This is a genomic window from Tsuneonella sp. HG222 (assembly GCF_053819185.1).
On the sequence record NZ_JBSOQZ010000002.1, the window covers coordinates 874,029 to 889,339 of the forward strand.

Sequence of the window (15,311 nt, forward strand, 5' to 3'; positions counted from 1 at the left end):
CGTGGGAGTGTCGGGAATGTTCACATTGGTTGTCCGCCGGATGACACTGCTGGCCGCGATCCTGTGCCTGGCGGTGCCGGGCTACAGCCCAGCTCAAGCGGGCGGCGAGACGCCCCGTCGAACCGTCATGCTGACCGACGGATGGCGGTTCAAGATGGGCGATGCCAGTCCGACGCCGCCGGCCGACACGTCCGGTTCGGGTTGGGAACAGGTCTCCGTCCCGCACACCTGGAACCGCGTCGGCTATTACCTTCCCGACCCGGCGACCCACATCGACCGCGCTGAAAACATCAACAAGGCGCAAGGGGTTGGCTGGTACAGCCTCAGCTTCCGTGCGCCGGGCAACCCCGACAGGCAGCGCGCCTGGTTGCAGTTCGACGCCGCCAGCCGCACCGCAGAGGTCTGGTTGAATGGGGTCCGACTGGGTGAGCACCGCGGTGCCTTTTCCCGGTTTCGGTTCGACGTGACGGGCGCCTTGCGCGCGGGCGAAGACAATCTGTTGTGGGTTCGGGTCGACAACACGCAACCTTCCGCGACGGCGCAAACGCCCGCCACGTTCCCGCTGACGGGTGACTTCTTCATCCACGGTGGGCTCTACCGGCCGGTCAGCCTGGTGTTCACTGATCCCGTCCACATCGACATGCTCGATTTCGGCGGTCCTGGCGCTTACGCGACGACCAAGACAATCGAGGGCGGCAACGCCGCGGTCGAAGTAAGAACGCGGGTCCGCAACAATGGCGCTGCAGGCGGCGAGATCCGGCTGGTGACGCAGCTTCTAGAGGCGACCGGTGCGCTCGCGGCGCAAGCCGAACAGACCTTCGCGCTGGCGCAACGTGGTTCTGCGGAGCCGGTGCAGCAACTGGAGGTACCGCGAGCCCGGCTGTGGCAGGGCACGGCAGACCCCTACCTCTACACTCTGCGCACGGAAATTCGCGCGAGCGATGGCAAAATCCTCGATGCGATCGAGCAGCCGTTCGGCATCCGTACGATGCGTCTCGATCCCGAGCAGGGGTTCTTTCTCAACGGCAAGCCCCTGCGGCTCCATGGCGTCGGGCTGCACCAGGATTGGGAGGGGAAAGGCTGGGCCCTCGGCGAACGGGAAGTCGAGGAAACGGTCGCGATACTGCGCGAAATGGGCGCCAATACGATCCGCCTGACGCACTACCAGCACGGCCGCCCGATCCACGAGGTCGCCGATCGAACCGGCTTGATCTTGTGGGACGAGATCGCGGTCGTGACCGCATGGACCCTGGGCGAGGATCAGACCGCTTCGCCCGATCTCCTCGCCAATGCCCGCTTGCAGTTGCAGGAACTGATCCGCCAGAATTACAATCACGCCTCCGTGGCGGTGTGGGGTCTGGCGAACGAAGTCGATTTCGGCCCCGGCCGCCCCGACTTTCTCGGCCGTCCGCCCTCCGCCGTTCCCGATCCCATGAGCCTGCTCGCCGAACTGAACCAGCTCGCCAAGGCAGAGGATCCGGGCCGGCCAACCGCGGTCGCGAATTGCTGCGAGGAACGCGGCATGGTCGCTGTGCCGGACATCGTCGATGCTGTCGACGCATCAGGCGCCAACAGGTACTTCGGCTGGTATTATGGCAAGCCGTCGGAACTGGACGCGCACCTTGATCGCCTGCGGGCAAAGCACCCGGGCCAACCGCTTTCGCTGAGCGAGTACGGCGCGGGGGGCGACGTCACCATGCACGCTGACGATCCGCTCGGCGGGCCGATCGAATCTGCCGGTCGGACGCAGCCGGAAGAATACCAGACCTGGGTCCACGAGGAGACGTGGAAAGTCGTCAAGACCAAGCCATACCTGTGGGCGACATGGCTGTGGAATGGCTTCGACTTCGGATCGACGGTGCGCCGAGAAGGCGACTCCCAGGACATCAACACCAAGGGCCTGGTGACCTACGACCGGCAGGTCAAAAAGGATGCGTTCTACTTCTACAAAGCGAACTGGGCCGCCACTCCGACGGTCCATATCACCGGCCGCCGTTATACCGATCGCGCCTATCCGGTGGCGGACGTGCGGGTTTACAGCAACGCTCCAAGCACCACACTTTCGCTCAATGGCCGCGCGCTTGGGGCCAGGAGCGACTGTCCGGATCGCATTTGCGTATGGGCGGCGGTGAAGCTCTCCGAGGGGAATAATCAGCTCGTCGCCAGCGGCGATTTCGCCGGCGGTGCGGCCAGCGACACGGTGAACTGGACGCTTGGCGCCGCATCGTCCCAATCCTTCCGCATCGATAGCGGGGCGATCATGGCACCGGCCGCGCCGGTGCGCTTCGGATCGGACGCGTTCTTTCATGGGGGAACGGCGGGAACGGCCGACACTCCGGGTGGCAGGGGACGCACCGCGGTGAAGGCGTCGATCAATGGCACCCAGAGCCGCGATACGGTCGCAACTTTCAGGGAAGGCGACTTCTACTACAGGTTGCCGCTCGCGCGGGGCCGTTACACGGTCGTGCTGACGTTCGTGGAGCCCAAGGCTGCCGGCGACACTCCCCGCACCTTCGATGTCATCGCCAACGGGCGCCCTTTGCTGGAAGGGTTCGACATCGCCCGTGCCGCAGGGGGCGCATTGACCGAAGTGAAACGCAACTTCCGGGTGACCGTGGGTAACAGCGGCCTGGACCTGCACTTCCGGCCCAGGGCGGGTAGTGCAATCGTCTCGACGGTAGAGGTGATGTCCGGCTCGTGATCCGGACCGCCGTTCTTGGTCGCGGCATGGCGGGGCGCGTCTTCCATGCCCCGCTGATCGGCGCCGTGCCCGAACTGGACCTCGTCGCCGTAGCAGGTCGAGCGGACGCCGCATCGCTGATCGCCGATCCGGCGATCGATCTGATCGTGATAGCGACCCCGAACGACAGCCATGTCGATCTGGCCGAGCAGGCCTTGCGCGCGGGCAAGCACGTGGTGATCGACAAGCCGTTCGCGCTGGATCTTCAGTCAGGGGAGCGCATCGTCGACCTCGCGCAGCGGCAGGACAGAGTGCTCACCGTATTCCACAACAGGCGGTGGGACGGAGACTTCCTGACGGTTCGCGCTATCTTGGCAGCGCAGCGGTTGGGAACGGTCCAGTTGTTCGAGGCACACTGGGATCGCTTCCGCCCACAGGTCCCGGACGGGTGGCGAGAGGAGCCGTCGGCCGGTGCGGGCACGCTGTGGAACCTTGGACCTCATCTGGTCGACCAGATGCTAGTTCTATTCGGTATGCCCGATGCCGTTCAAGCCGATATCTCCGCTCAGCGAGCAGGCGCGCGGGTTGACGACTTCTTCGCGCTGACCTTCCACTTCGGGGCGATGCGCGTGGTCCTGTCGGCCTCCAACCTTATAGCCAGCCCACGGCCCCGGTTCGGGGTACATGGAACGGCTGGAAGCTTCGTCAAATTCGGCCTCGATCCGCAGGAAGCCGCGCTTGCCGCGGGGAGCGATCAACTGGATGACGATTTCGGTGTTGAGCCCGATGCCCAGCACGGGACATTGACGCTCGCGTCCGCGCCACCAGAATTGATCATGACCGAACGTGGCAGGTACCTGGAATTCTACCGGCAAGTCGCTGGCGCAATACGAGACGGCGCTGCCCTACCGGTCAGGCCCGCCGATGCGCTTGCCGGCGTGCGCCTGATTAACGCCGCGCAGGAGAGCGCCGAGCAAGGCAAGCTCGTAGCGACCGACAGGCAAGGTGCAGGCAACGGCGCGGTGCTTCCCAGAACAGGATCGATGGCATGAAGTTTCTGCGCGAAGGAAACCTGCGCTGGTGGATCATCGGTCTGGTCACGCTGGGGACGATCCTCAACTACCTGGCCCGTTCGACCCTGTCGGTGGCAGCGCCCACGCTGCAGGCCGAATTCGACATGTCGACCGAGGAGTACAGCTGGGTCGTGCTCGCCTTCCAGGCAACCTACACGATCATGCAGACGGTCGCGGGGGGAGTGCTCGATGCGCTGGGTACGCGGCTGGGATTCTTCCTGTTCGCGATCGGCTGGGCTTTGTCCAACATGGCCCACGCCTTCGCCACCGGCTGGCCGAGTCTTGCTTTCTTCCGCGGGCTGCTCGGCGCGACAGAGGCAGCCGCCATTCCAGCGGGCGCCAAGACGGTCTCCGAGTGGTTTCCGCCGCGCGAACGACCGCTCGCCACCAGCGCCTTCCAGATGGGTACCAGCGTCGGCAACATGATTGCACCGCCGCTCGTCGCCTTCTGCATCCTGTGGTGGGGCTGGGAATCTGCCTTCCTCGTCACTGGCGCACTTAGCCTGGTGTGGGCGGCGATGTGGTGGGTAGGCTATCGCACGCCTGCCAATCACCCGCGCCTTTCCGCCGCCGAACGGCGCAAGATCGAAGCCGGCCTAGCGGAGAACACCGATGTCGGCGGCCAGCCTGCGACGCGCAAGGAAGTGCTCAAGTCGCGCGGCTTCTGGGCCATCGCGGTTCCTCGTTTCTTGGCCGAACCGGCCTGGCAGACTTTCAACTTCTTCATCCCGCTCTATCTCGTCGCGGTTTGGAACCTCGACCTGAAAAGCATTGCCCTGTGGGCCTGGCTCCCGTTCCTTGCGGCGGACTTCGGTTCGCTTGCCGCAGGCCTGCTTCCTCCGGCGCTCATGCGCCGCGGGGCGTCGCTGCTCACCTCGCGCAAGGTGACGATGACAATCGGCGCGCTGTGCATGCTCGGCCCCGCATGCATCGGCCTGGCGACGTCTCCCGCGATGGCGATCGCCTTGTTCTGCATCGGCGGCTTCGCGCACCAGATGCTGAACGGAGCGCTGGTCACCCTCTGTTCGGACCTGTTCGACACCCGCACGGTCGGCACCGCGACCGGGATGGCGGGCTCGCTCGCTTGGATCGGCGGCATGCTGTTCACGTTCGCGATCGGCAAAAGTGCCGACACCTTCGGCTATGATCCCCTGTTCGTCGCGCTGGCAGGTCTGGACCTCATCGGCGCGGCGGTGTTGTGGGCCCTGCTGCGCCAGCGCAAGGCCGAGGTTGGAGGATCAGCCGGGCCGGCGTGAGAAGCTTTGTTCGGGCGTGTACGTACCCGCCAGCTTGGCGACAGCTGACCCGGCAGCGCGCGACAGGTATTCATTGGCGTCGGCGGCCAACGGCCGCAGCTGCGCCAACAGCGGCAATGCCAAGGTACCGAGCTCCTCGATGGCATTGAGGCTCTGAAGACGGGCAGGAAATTCCAGGGTCGTGTCGGTGGCGATCCCACCTAGAACGGCCAACCCTTCCGACGTCTTGCCCACATTGCACAGTGCCTCCGCTGCAACGACCCGCACTGATGGCCAGTCATCATGCAGGGCACTGTTGAGCAATGCGTCGGCATGGGAACGCGCAGCTTCCCGCTGAATGAGCAGTCCGGTAGCCGCCCAGTACCTCATCGCTCCATTGGGATGGGACAGCCGCTTTGCGAACAAGCCGGACTTTTTATCGGCAGAACGGGCGGCCGACTGGGCCAAGACCATGATGGACCGCAGGGGATATGCCACAGGGTCCTGCGCCGTCTCATATCCTTCGAGCGGCGAACCTTCCGGTATGAAGCCGTTGTCGCGCATCTCCAGCATATGGCGGTCGAGGACCCGCCGAAGTCGGTGCTGTATTGCCTTGTGCGTCGATGTTCCGGCCAGGTTGTCCATCTGGTCTGGGTCGGCATCCAGGTCGTAGAGTTCCTCGAACGCCTTGGGCCTGAAGAAACGTTCTTGCTCGTCGTTCAGTTCGCCGGCGAGGTGAGCCCGCTCGAGCGACTGGTAACCTTTCGTCAGCCACTCGAAATCGACGCGCATGCCCAGCTTGCGGTGCGGCATGTAGTTCCGAATGTAGCGGTAGCGTCCGTCGGTAACTGTGCGAACGAAATCGTAACGCTCGTCCATGCGGTTGCGCATCCCGAACGCGAACCGGGACGGAGGTTGCCGATGAGCCCCCAAGAACGCCCGCCCTTGCATCGATCTAGGAGCCTTCAGGCCGGCAATCGATAGCAGCGTTGGCGGCAAGTCGATCAGGCTGACTGGGCTCCGGGCGACGGAGCGCGCAGCGAAGGGGGAAAGATGCTGCCAGCGCGGTGGCACGTATACGATCAACGGGACCCGTAATCCTTCCTCGTAGCAGTATCGCTTGCTACGGGGCAGCGCGCCGCCGTTGTCGCTGTAGTAACAGACGATCGTGTCGCCAGCCAGGCCATCGTTGGCGAGGTCCTCGAGCCGCGCGCCCATCTCACCGTCCATCAACGAGATCAGCTGATAGTAATTGGCAAAGTCGGCCTGCAGCTCCGGCGTGTCGGGCAGGTACTGCGGAATCTCGAATGACCCAAAGCGATCAGCACCCGGGGCCTTGGCAAACTGACGGGATTCGTGGGTGGTGTTACTGTTGAACACAGCCAGAAAAGGCTTGCCTTGCGGCCGGTTGCGCCAGTGCGCCCGGGGCGAACTCTCATCCCAGATGGTAGCCGGATCGACATCGCAGTTGTAGTCGGTCTTGTCGGCGTTTGTGCAATAATACCCCGCGTTCCGCATCAACGCGGGATAGATGTCGAGCGCCTGTGGCAACCTCGCGACGGCGCGCATGTGTTGAGCTGGTGAGCACGATGATGCGTAGACACCGGTCAGCAAGGTGAAGCGCGAAGGGGCGCAGACCGGAAAGTTGGCGTAAGCGTGTTCGAACAGGATGCCGCGGCTCGCCAACGCGTCAAGGTTGGGTGTGCGCGCCATGCGGTCGCCATATGCGCCCAAGAATGGGTTGTTGTCTTCGCTTACCAGCCAGAGGATATTCGGACGATCCGCCGTTGTGGCTGCTGATGGCGATACGGAGGCCGACAGTGCTGCCCCCACGGTGCCACGCAATATGTCTCTTCTGCTGGTCGACATGATGATCCTTTGCCGTGCGATCAAGCTTCCCGGTCTGGTGAACGGGGGATCGCTCCACGCTGCATGACGCACCAACCGGCAAGGCGATGACCGGCGGCGGCGGCATCTTCGACAGATTCGCCAATGGCTCGGGCTCCGAGATAACCCCCATTGAATGCATCGCCCGCGCCGGACGAATCGACGGGCTCGACAACGGCAGCCGGAGCGAGACTGCTTCCGTTGGGCAAGAGACAACCGTCGGCCCCGAGTTTTACGATCACTTCCCCGCAACCCAGACCCGCCCAGAATGCGGTGACCGACTGGGCATCCTGGGCGCCCCAGAGCTGTCGTTCGTCATCAAGTGTGGGCAGGCCGATGTCTGACAGTTCGATGGCCGCCTTGTGGGCGCTACGCGCCGCAGAAGGACTTTCCCAAAGCCGCGGGCGGTAATTGCCGTCAAAGGCTATCCTGCACCCCTGCGCGCGTAGATCGCCCACCAGGTTCAGGAGCTGCATGCGGTCGTCAGGCGAAAGGATCGCCAGGCTGATCAGCGAAAAGCAGAACAGGTCTACCGCGCCGATCGCCGATGCGAGATCTTTCGGCTGGAAAAGCCGGAAGAGATCGCGCGCGGCGCTGGTCTCTCGCCAATAGGTGAACGATCGCTCCCCCTGGGCGTCGGTCGTGATCGCATAGAGGCCTGCATGGCGGCTGGGGTGCGAGGCAAGCAACGAAAGGTCCAGGCCCTCGGCCGTCCATTGGGCCCGGAGCTGCTCGCTGAAGGGGTCGGAGCCTATCGCGGAGAGGAAACGAACCTGATGCCCTGCTCGGGCGAGATGGATTGCGGTATTGAGCGTGTCACCGCCATATCCGAGCGCCCAGCCGTCTTCAGCCCTGGCCAGTTCGAGCATTCCTTCGCCGCAGCAGACGATCCGGGCCAAGACTTACCAGTTCCACATGGTACCGTCGTCCAGCCGGGCGACAGGCAGGTAGGCGCGCTTGTAAGGGTACTTCGCAGCCAGTTCCTCATCGATATCGACGCCGTGGCCGGGCGTCTCTCCGCAAATCAGGTCGCCGGTTTCGAACCGGTAGTCATGCGGGAAGACGGCATCGGTTTCTTCCGTGTGCCGCATGTATTCCTGGATGCCGAAATTGGGCACCCAGGTGTCGAAGTGGAGCGCCGTTCCCATGGTGACCGGCGACAGGTCCGTCGCGCCATGGCATCCGGTGCGGACCTGGTACAGCGCCGCGAGGTCGGCGATGCGCCGCAGGTGCGTTATACCACCGGCGCCGACGATGGTCATGCGGATATAGTCGATCAACTGGTTCTGGATCAGGTCCTTGGCATCCCAGATCGTGTTGAAGACTTCGCCAACCGCCAGCGGGGTCACCGTGTGCTGACGAATGAGCCTGAACGCCTCCGGATTTTCCGCCGGGGTCGCATCTTCCAGCCAGAACAGCTGGTGGGGCTCGAGCATCTTTGCCAGATTTGCCGCCTCCTGCGGGGTGTAACGATGATGCCCATCGTGCAGCAGGTGATGATCGAACCCGTAGGTTTCGCGCAGCTTGTCGAACAGCTTCGGAACGAAATTGAGCGCCTTGCGGGTATCCCAGCCGGTTTCACTGGGAAGGGCGGCATCGGCCGGTTCGTAAAAGAGCTTTCCGCGGCCGACACCATAAGCGTCCTTGATGCCGGGCACGCCGGCTTGCGCGCGGATCGCCTTGTAGCCCATGTCGATATACTGGCCCACGGCATCGACGGTTTCGGCTATATCGCCGCCGTTTGCGTGCCCATAGACCATGACGCGATCGCGGCTCTTGCCGCCGAGCAACTGATACAGGGGCATTCCGGCCATTTTCGCCTTGATGTCCCACAACGCCACGTCGACGGCCGCGATCGCCCGCATCGTCACCGGACCGCGCCGCCAGTAAGCGCCTCGGTAAAGATACTGCCAGATATCCTCGATACGGCGGGGATCCTTGCCGATCAGTGTCGGCGCGACGTGTTCCTCGAGATAGGATACCACCGAAAGTTCGCGACCGTTGAGGGTGGCGTCACCGATACCGTAGACGCCTTGGTCGGTCTGGATCTTCAACGTAACGAAGTTGCGGCCCGGACATGTCACGATGACTTTGGCGGCGACGATTTTCATCGGGATGACCTTTGTTGAACTCATCCCGTGGTACAACCCATCTTGCCAATTTCAAGTAAAATGGTAAGGCCAGTTTTGGAGGATGTTGAATGGCATCGAAAGGTTTGATCCGGTTGGCTTCGAGCGGCGCCGACCGCATCTACGAACGCGTGGCGCGGCAGCTCATCGGCGAACTGGCAAAAGGCAAATACAAGGTCGGCGAGCGGCTCCCGGCCGAGCGTGAGCTGGCTGCCGAATACCAGGTGAGCCGACCGGCCGTTCGCGAGGCTATGATTGCGCTCGAAGTGCAGGGATTGGTGGAAGTCCGGATCGGGTCGGGCGCTTACGTGAAGCGTCTGCCAGGCACGGATGACAAGACACCCGGTTTCCACGCCACGGCCTTCGAGGTGACCGAGGCGCGGCTGCTGTTCGAAGGCGAAGCCGCTGCTCTGGCCGCCGAACAGATCAGCGACGAGGAATTGGTCGAGCTGGACGCCTTGCTGGAAAAGATGAGCCGGCCTGATCTGGGCGTGGGCGAGAGCGAGGCTGCCGACCACGCTTTCCATCTGCTCATCGCCCGGGCAACCCGCAATTCGGTGGTCATCGACACGGTGGAGCGACTGTGGGAGTTGCGCGCCACATCACCGGACTGCGTCCTGTTGCACGAAAAGTCGCGGGTTGCCGGCAATCGTCCGGTGCCAGAGGAGCACGAGGCCGTCGCCAGCGCGCTGCGGAACCGCGATCCGGGCGCTGCGCGTGCTGCGATGCGGGCCCATCTCGATCATGTGATCGACTATTTGCTCTTCGCGACCGAAGAACGGGCCCTGGCCGAAGCCCGACGGACAATCGCCGCCACTCGCCAGCGCTACAACCGGCCTGCACAAACGTGACGCAAGTCCGCTCGATAGCCCTGCATCCGGATCGCCTGTTCCCGACCGACGCGGCCGTGCGTGGGATCGCGCGCGAACTTTACGGTTCGGTTGCGGGGTTGCCTATCATCAGCCCCCATGGCCACACCGATCCTGCCTGGTTTGCCACCAACGAGCCGTTCGGAAATGCCGCCGAACTCTTGCTGATGCCGGACCATTACCTGTTCCGCATGCTCTACAGTCAGGGCATTCGTCTCGAGCGTCTCGGCCTTTATCCAAGCGATTATGCCGGACCAAGGGTGGACCCGCGCGAGGCATGGCGGCTCTTCGCTAGCAACTACCATCTATTTCGGGGAACCCCGTCGCGTCTGTGGCTCGACTGGGTTTTCGCAGAAGTCTTCGGCCTTGCCGACCTCCTTTGCGAGGCGACGTCCGATGCGTATTTCGATACCATCACCGAGGCTCTCGCACGCGAGGAGTTTAGGCCGCGTGCGTTGTTCGATCGCTTCAATATCGAAGTGATTGCGACGACAGAGTCGCCCACCGATGACTTGCGACATCATGCGGCTATCCGTGCAAGCGATTGGTCCGGCAGGGTCGTCACCGCCTATCGCCCCGACCCGGTGATCGACCCGGAATTCGAAGGCTTCCACGACAATCTTGCTCGGCTGTCGGACATGACCGGGCAGGAATGCTTTTCGTACGAAGGTTATTTGGCGGCGCACCGGCAACGACGCGCCTTCTTCGCGGAAATGGGCGCGACTTCGACCGACCATGGCCATCCGACGGCGAACACCGCCGACTTGTCGCGGCAAGAGGCGCAACAGCTGTTCGCAGCGGTGACGAAATCGGAGCCTGATCCGCGGCAATGCGAATTGTTCCGCGCCCACATGCTCACCGTAATGGCTGGCATGAGTGTGGAAGATGGCCTGGTCATGCAAATCCATCCGGGCAGCTTTCGCAACCATAACAGCGAGTTGTACGAACGCTTCGGACGCGACAAGGGAGCCGACATCCCGATGCGCACCGACTTCGTTACAGCCTTGCGGCCCCTGCTGGGCCGCTACGGCAACGACCCTCGCTTCAGCCTGATCGTGTTTACGCTGGACGAGACCACGTATGCGCGCGAGCTGGCGCCGCTTGCGGGTCATTACCCGGCGCTCAAGTTGGGCCCGGCATGGTGGTTTCACGACAGCCCGGAAGGAATGCGCCGCTTCCGGGCGCAAGTCACCGAGACTGCCGGATTCTACAACACGGTCGGCTTCAATGACGATACGCGGGCATTTCTGTCGATCCCCGCCAGGCACGACGTGGCTCGGCGGATCGACTGCGGGTTTCTGGCTCAGCTGGTTGCCGAACACCGGATCCAGGATTGGGAGGCCGCGGAGTTGGCGGCCGACCTGAGCTACAATCTCGCCAAGGCCGCTTACAAACTATGAGGCTGGCGTCGGACACCCTGTCTCACCTGGCGGGCGAGGTACAGCGCTTTGCCTACCCACGGGAGGAGCAGGACGTTGGTATCGTCCATCTCGGGCTCGGCGCCTTCCACCGCGCGCACCAGGCAGAATACACCGATTGCGCCATGGATGCCGGAGACCGCAATTGGGCGATCGGCGGCGTGTCTCTGCGATCACCTGCGGTCCGCAACCAGCTTGTGCCGCAGGACGGGCTGTTCACCGTCACTGCCCGCGACGGGTCCGAACAAAGGACCCGCCTAGTCGGTGCCGTGCGGACAGTGCTCGTTGGTAGCGAGCATCCCCGGGATGTCATCGCGGCATTGAGCGCCCCGGCGACGAAAATCGTCACCCTGACTGTCACCGAAAAGGGATACCTGGAAGCCCCTGATGGAACCCTGTCGCTCACGTCCGCACAGATCGCCCACGATCTGACGGACAGCGAGCGCCCCCAAACGATTTATGGCTTTCTCGCTCGGGGCCTGGAGGCGCGGCGGCGGGAAGGCCTCCCGGGCCTGACGATCATTTCCTGCGACAACCTCGCCGCAAACGGCGAGCGGCTCGCTGACCTTCTTGGCCAGTTTCTCGATCTCGTCTCTCCTTCGCTGGCCACCTGGTTTGCGAACGAATGCAAGTGTCCCTCGACGATGGTCGACCGCATCGTGCCAGCCACCACCGAAGCGCTCGTCGAGGATATCGCCCAGCGCATCGGAGTTCGCGATGAAGCGGCGGTCGTGACCGAGCCGTTCACGCAGTGGGTGGTCGAGGATCGCTTTGCCGGACCGCGGCCACGATGGGAGGTTGCCGGGGCGCAGCTTGTCGCAGATGTGAAGCCATACGAGGATGCCAAGCTGCGTATGCTCAACGGCGCGCATTCTGCGTTGGCCTATTGTGGCCTGGAGCGGGGTCACACCTTCGTCCACGAAGCTATCGCCGATCCGGAAATCGGCGCACTAGTCTCCAGATTGATGCTTCACGAGGCAGCCCCGACGCTGCCTTCGACCGCGGGTCTCGATCCGGTTTCATATTCCGAGCGCTTGCTCGCGCGGTTCGGCAACGCGGCGCTTGAGCATCGGCTCGAACAGATCGCGATGGACGGCTCGCAGAAGATCCCGCAGCGGTGGTTCCCGACACTGCGCGCGCATCAGCGAGAAGGTCGGCAGTGCCCGGCCATCCTGGAGGGATTGGCCGCCTGGCTTCGTTACCTGAAGGCTGGACCGACGGAGGCGAAAGAGCCGCTGGCGGCTACTCTGACGCCGTTGTGCCAGAACTCAGGGGTGGAAGCAGGATCCGCATTGTTCGGGCCGGGCGGCGTATTTTCCCAAAGCTGGACCGCGACGGACGATGATCTAGCCGTTCTGCGCAAAGCGCTGGCGGGCGCATACTGACTTGAAACCGCGGCGGCCATCTTCCCCCGACCATGCGAACGACGCTGTCCGCTTGTCTGTCACGTCGCCGCGACCATTGCCGGTCCACGATGGCTTGGAAATGTAGCAGCCATGCGGTTCAAAGGCCTGGATCTCAATCTGCTGGTGATCTTCGAAGCACTGATGGACACCCGCAGTGTTACACGCGCCGCCGAGCGGCTGGGCATGACTCAGCCGGCGGCAAGCGCCGCGCTGCGGCGGTTGCGCCAATACTTCGGTGACGATCTCGTCGTCGCGGTGGGCAAGCAGATGCATCCCACGCCTTTTGCCGAAATGCTCTTGCCCGAGATCCAGAACAGCCTTCAAGGCGTGGAGCGGGCAATCGCCACGCCGATCGAGTTCGATCCCAACAAATCGCACCGACGGTTCGTCGTCAGCACTTCGGATTACATCATGGTTGCGGTGCTGGTCCCGCTGGCGAAGCGCCTGGCCGAGAGTGCGCCGAACATTCAGCTGGAGATCACCGTACCAAACGAAGAAAGCGCACCTTCCCTCGAGCGCGGAAAGCTCGACCTGCTGATCACTCCCGAACGATATCTTGCCGAATGGCACCCCTCGGAGTTGCTGTTCGACGAGCAGCAAGTTGTGGTCGGATGGTCTCAGAACACGGTTCTCAAACGCGGAATAACGGAAGATGACTTTTTCTCATCAGGCCACGTGAGTGTGGCCTTGGGCAGCGCCAGAACGCCAGCGTTCGCGGACTCCCATCTCCAGCACCTCGGCCGGCACAGGCGCGTCGAAGTGTCCGTCACCAGCTTCGCCTCCGTCCCGTGGTTCCTGACAGGCACCCAGCGGCTGGCCGTCATCCACGAACGACTGGCGCGCGCGATGGCGCCGATGTTCGATTTGGCGTGGGCTCCCGTACCCTTTGAATTTCCGCGACTTCGGGAGATGATCCAATTTCACCAGGCACGAGCGAATGACTCAGGTCTTACTTGGCTTCGCGGAGAGCTCATGAAGGTGGCGCAGAGCGCTTAGAGCCCAAACGGGGGCTCTGTCAGCGCAAATGTACCGACTGCAAGGAACTGAGGGCAGGGGGCTTAAATACCTCGACGTCGCAAGCCCGCCGGCCAATTCTACTATCTCAACTCCTCGCCCGAGGTGAGCTATGCCGATCGGATCCAGGTAGCGGGCAGACTGATAGATCCGCCACCTCACATTGATTTAATAGGCCTCTATTGAAGCTTAGGCATCGAATCCCATGACCGCTCCCGATAGGCCGGTGCTTGAGGCGAACGCGGACTATTTTTTGCTCGGGCGGCCCGGATCTCACCAATTCTCGACAGGGGCAGGGTAATCGGTTCTATCGTTAATCGGTTCGGATCTACGAAATGGCGGCTTTTAGGAACAAACCGCCAACGGACCGCTGTCTGATTTTAATGTGATCAGCAGGCGTCAGCGCCGAACCGGCTTACCCGGCATTATCGAATTTCCTGACCTCGACGGCGGTTTCGTCGAAGTCGTCGATCAGGCGCGCGTTGATGCCCATCTTGCCGAAGTCTTCGCCAAGTGACGCCCAGTGGGTGCCGCAGCCGCAGGTCGGGCAGTGGTGAATGCCAATCATCCGATCGCCCCAGATGTAGGCTGCCGTCTCACCGGTAATGCGCACGCTATCCGGCGGAAAATAGGCGACCCGCCAGGCGGTTTTGCGACAGAGGGAGCAGTTGCAGTCGGCGACCCACTCGGGCCGGCTCGGTAGCTCTATCTGAACATTGCCGCAGTGACAGCTTGCTCGAATGCTCATGGCGACTTGTAACCGCCGGTTTGAACCGTACGCAATGGGGGTCGTTGCCGGAAAGTCGGCCTTCGGACCGGGAGGCGGGAAACCTGCCGGTCCGCTTCTGGAGCACTCACGGTATTCGAACGTCCGATTCTGGGGTGGAAAGCGGACATTCGACAAGGGCGTCAGGTCATGCCCATGTCAAACAATGCGACATTGTTTGAGGAAAAAGCCTTTATCGGCTTTTGCCTTCTTTAAGGCGCGACCCAGTTCCCAACTGAAGAAGATTGCGCTGTCAATCTTCTCTTCCACCCATAATTCGGGGGGAAGCATAGCGTCAGATCGAAGGGCGATCTGGCCGTCGTCCAGTCTTGAGCTGGCTGAGAAAATATCTCGCACAAACGGCCTGAGGCCAGGAGATTCTCCAGCAACAACTGTGTTCTTGTGGTTTCCGAATACGATGAGCAGCCATTCGCCTCCGACGGCCGTGGAACGATCGTTCTTGAGTACTCGAACAGCGGAAAAGCTCGCACGGCCGAGGTCGAACTGGCGCATCACATCGGCCGCGGCCTTCGAAACGACCCAATAGCTACCCGCAAAAAAGATGTCGGGCAGCTTGTAGTCTTTTTCCTTGGCGTGCGGAGCGCCGTAGATATCCTCAGGAAGGCACTCCGGCCCTACAGGCTCTCCGGATTCGATCCGTTGCCGCGCGTTCCGCACCAACTCCCGCTTCGTCTCATCGTCGCTCAGGCTATGGCGCAACGGCCGCAGGTTGCTAGCGTGTGCCGGAGCCGTGCTGATCCACGCCTTGCCACTCATCGGACGAACTCCACGTTCGTTGCCAAGATAGCCCGTTGAATCACTCTGAATCCTGTC

At 62.7% G+C, this 15,311-nt stretch carries 12 protein-coding genes; 7 read left to right on the forward strand and 5 right to left on the reverse strand.

The genetic code is table 11. The features are described 5' to 3' along the window. Positions 1-16: 16 nt before the first annotated feature. From ACWPMZ_RS16045 to ACWPMZ_RS16055, 3 genes are read left to right on the forward strand one after another with little or no spacing between them, the layout of a single operon-like run. On the forward strand, positions 17-2,701 hold the full coding sequence (locus tag ACWPMZ_RS16045; RefSeq protein WP_455705063.1) for a glycoside hydrolase family 2 TIM barrel-domain containing protein: 2,685 nt from the start codon (positions 17-19) through the stop codon (positions 2,699-2,701). Then, on the forward strand, positions 2,698-3,732 hold the full coding sequence (locus ACWPMZ_RS16050; protein WP_455705064.1) for a Gfo/Idh/MocA family oxidoreductase: 1,035 nt from the start codon (positions 2,698-2,700) through the stop codon (positions 3,730-3,732). The genes ACWPMZ_RS16045 and ACWPMZ_RS16050 overlap by 4 nt, the downstream gene beginning before the upstream one ends. Next, entirely contained in the window at positions 3,729-5,009 is a 1,281-nt protein-coding gene (locus tag ACWPMZ_RS16055) for an MFS transporter (RefSeq protein ID WP_455705065.1), read from the forward strand. The genes ACWPMZ_RS16050 and ACWPMZ_RS16055 overlap by 4 nt, the downstream gene beginning before the upstream one ends. Here ACWPMZ_RS16055 and ACWPMZ_RS16060 read toward each other — a convergent pair. Genes ACWPMZ_RS16060 through manD form a run of 3 tightly spaced genes read right to left on the reverse strand, consistent with a single transcriptional unit; the run spans position 4,992 to position 8,986 of the window. Further along, positions 4,992-6,857, reverse strand: coding sequence for a sulfatase-like hydrolase/transferase (locus ACWPMZ_RS16060; RefSeq protein ID WP_455705066.1), 1,866 nt, complete (start codon positions 6,855-6,857; stop codon positions 4,992-4,994). The two genes, ACWPMZ_RS16055 and ACWPMZ_RS16060, sit on opposite strands and share 18 nt — an antisense overlap. A gap of 20 nt (positions 6,858-6,877) precedes the next feature. Next, on the reverse strand, positions 6,878-7,774 hold the full coding sequence (locus ACWPMZ_RS16065; protein WP_455705067.1) for a sugar kinase: 897 nt from the start codon (positions 7,772-7,774) through the stop codon (positions 6,878-6,880). 3 nt (positions 7,775-7,777) lie between these two features. After that, on the reverse strand, positions 7,778-8,986 hold the full coding sequence (gene manD, locus ACWPMZ_RS16070; protein WP_455705170.1) for a D-mannonate dehydratase ManD: 1,209 nt from the start codon (positions 8,984-8,986) through the stop codon (positions 7,778-7,780). Between the two features lie 89 nt (positions 8,987-9,075). On the opposite strand from manD, the gene ACWPMZ_RS16075 reads away from it, so the two are divergent. The 4 genes from ACWPMZ_RS16075 to ACWPMZ_RS16090 all read left to right on the forward strand — a co-directional run bounded on the left by ACWPMZ_RS16075 (position 9,076) and on the right by ACWPMZ_RS16090 (position 13,693). Further along, a complete protein-coding gene (locus ACWPMZ_RS16075; RefSeq protein WP_455705068.1) occupies positions 9,076-9,855 on the forward strand; it encodes a FadR/GntR family transcriptional regulator in 780 nt (259 codons plus the stop codon). Then, positions 9,852-11,273, forward strand: a complete 1,422-nt coding sequence (uxaC, locus tag ACWPMZ_RS16080; protein WP_455705069.1) for a glucuronate isomerase — start codon at positions 9,852-9,854, stop codon at positions 11,271-11,273. Before ACWPMZ_RS16075 ends, uxaC begins: the two co-directional genes overlap by 4 nt. Further along, entirely contained in the window at positions 11,270-12,676 is a 1,407-nt protein-coding gene (locus ACWPMZ_RS16085) for a mannitol dehydrogenase family protein (RefSeq protein ID WP_455705070.1), read from the forward strand. Before uxaC ends, ACWPMZ_RS16085 begins: the two co-directional genes overlap by 4 nt. 111 nt (positions 12,677-12,787) lie before the next feature. Further along, entirely contained in the window at positions 12,788-13,693 is a 906-nt protein-coding gene (locus ACWPMZ_RS16090; protein WP_455705071.1) for a LysR family transcriptional regulator, read from the forward strand. 433 nt (positions 13,694-14,126) lie between these two features. On the opposite strand, the gene ACWPMZ_RS16095 is transcribed toward ACWPMZ_RS16090, so the two are convergent. After that, on the reverse strand, positions 14,127-14,459 hold the full coding sequence (locus ACWPMZ_RS16095) for a GFA family protein (protein WP_455705072.1): 333 nt from the start codon (positions 14,457-14,459) through the stop codon (positions 14,127-14,129). 177 nt (positions 14,460-14,636) lie between these two features. Then, a complete protein-coding gene (locus ACWPMZ_RS16100; RefSeq protein ID WP_455705073.1) occupies positions 14,637-15,254 on the reverse strand; it encodes an imm11 family protein in 618 nt (205 codons plus the stop codon). Between the last annotated feature and the right edge of the window lie 57 nt (positions 15,255-15,311).

Coding starts and splice junctions, on each gene's coding strand:
- ACWPMZ_RS16085 (WP_455705070.1), top strand. CDS start 11,270: ATGAGGCTGGCGTCGGACACCCTGTCTCACCTGGCGGGCGAGGTACAG.
- ACWPMZ_RS16100 (WP_455705073.1), bottom strand. CDS start 15,254: ATGAGTGGCAAGGCGTGGATCAGCACGGCTCCGGCACACGCTAGCAAC.
- ACWPMZ_RS16075 (WP_455705068.1), top strand. CDS start 9,076: ATGGCATCGAAAGGTTTGATCCGGTTGGCTTCGAGCGGCGCCGACCGC.
- ACWPMZ_RS16090 (WP_455705071.1), top strand. CDS start 12,788: ATGCGGTTCAAAGGCCTGGATCTCAATCTGCTGGTGATCTTCGAAGCA.
- ACWPMZ_RS16095 (WP_455705072.1), bottom strand. CDS start 14,459: ATGAGCATTCGAGCAAGCTGTCACTGCGGCAATGTTCAGATAGAGCTA.
- ACWPMZ_RS16060 (WP_455705066.1), bottom strand. CDS start 6,857: ATGTCGACCAGCAGAAGAGACATATTGCGTGGCACCGTGGGGGCAGCA.
- ACWPMZ_RS16055 (WP_455705065.1), top strand. CDS start 3,729: ATGAAGTTTCTGCGCGAAGGAAACCTGCGCTGGTGGATCATCGGTCTG.
- ACWPMZ_RS16045 (WP_455705063.1), top strand. CDS start 17: ATGTTCACATTGGTTGTCCGCCGGATGACACTGCTGGCCGCGATCCTG.
- manD (WP_455705170.1), bottom strand. CDS start 8,986: ATGAAAATCGTCGCCGCCAAAGTCATCGTGACATGTCCGGGCCGCAAC.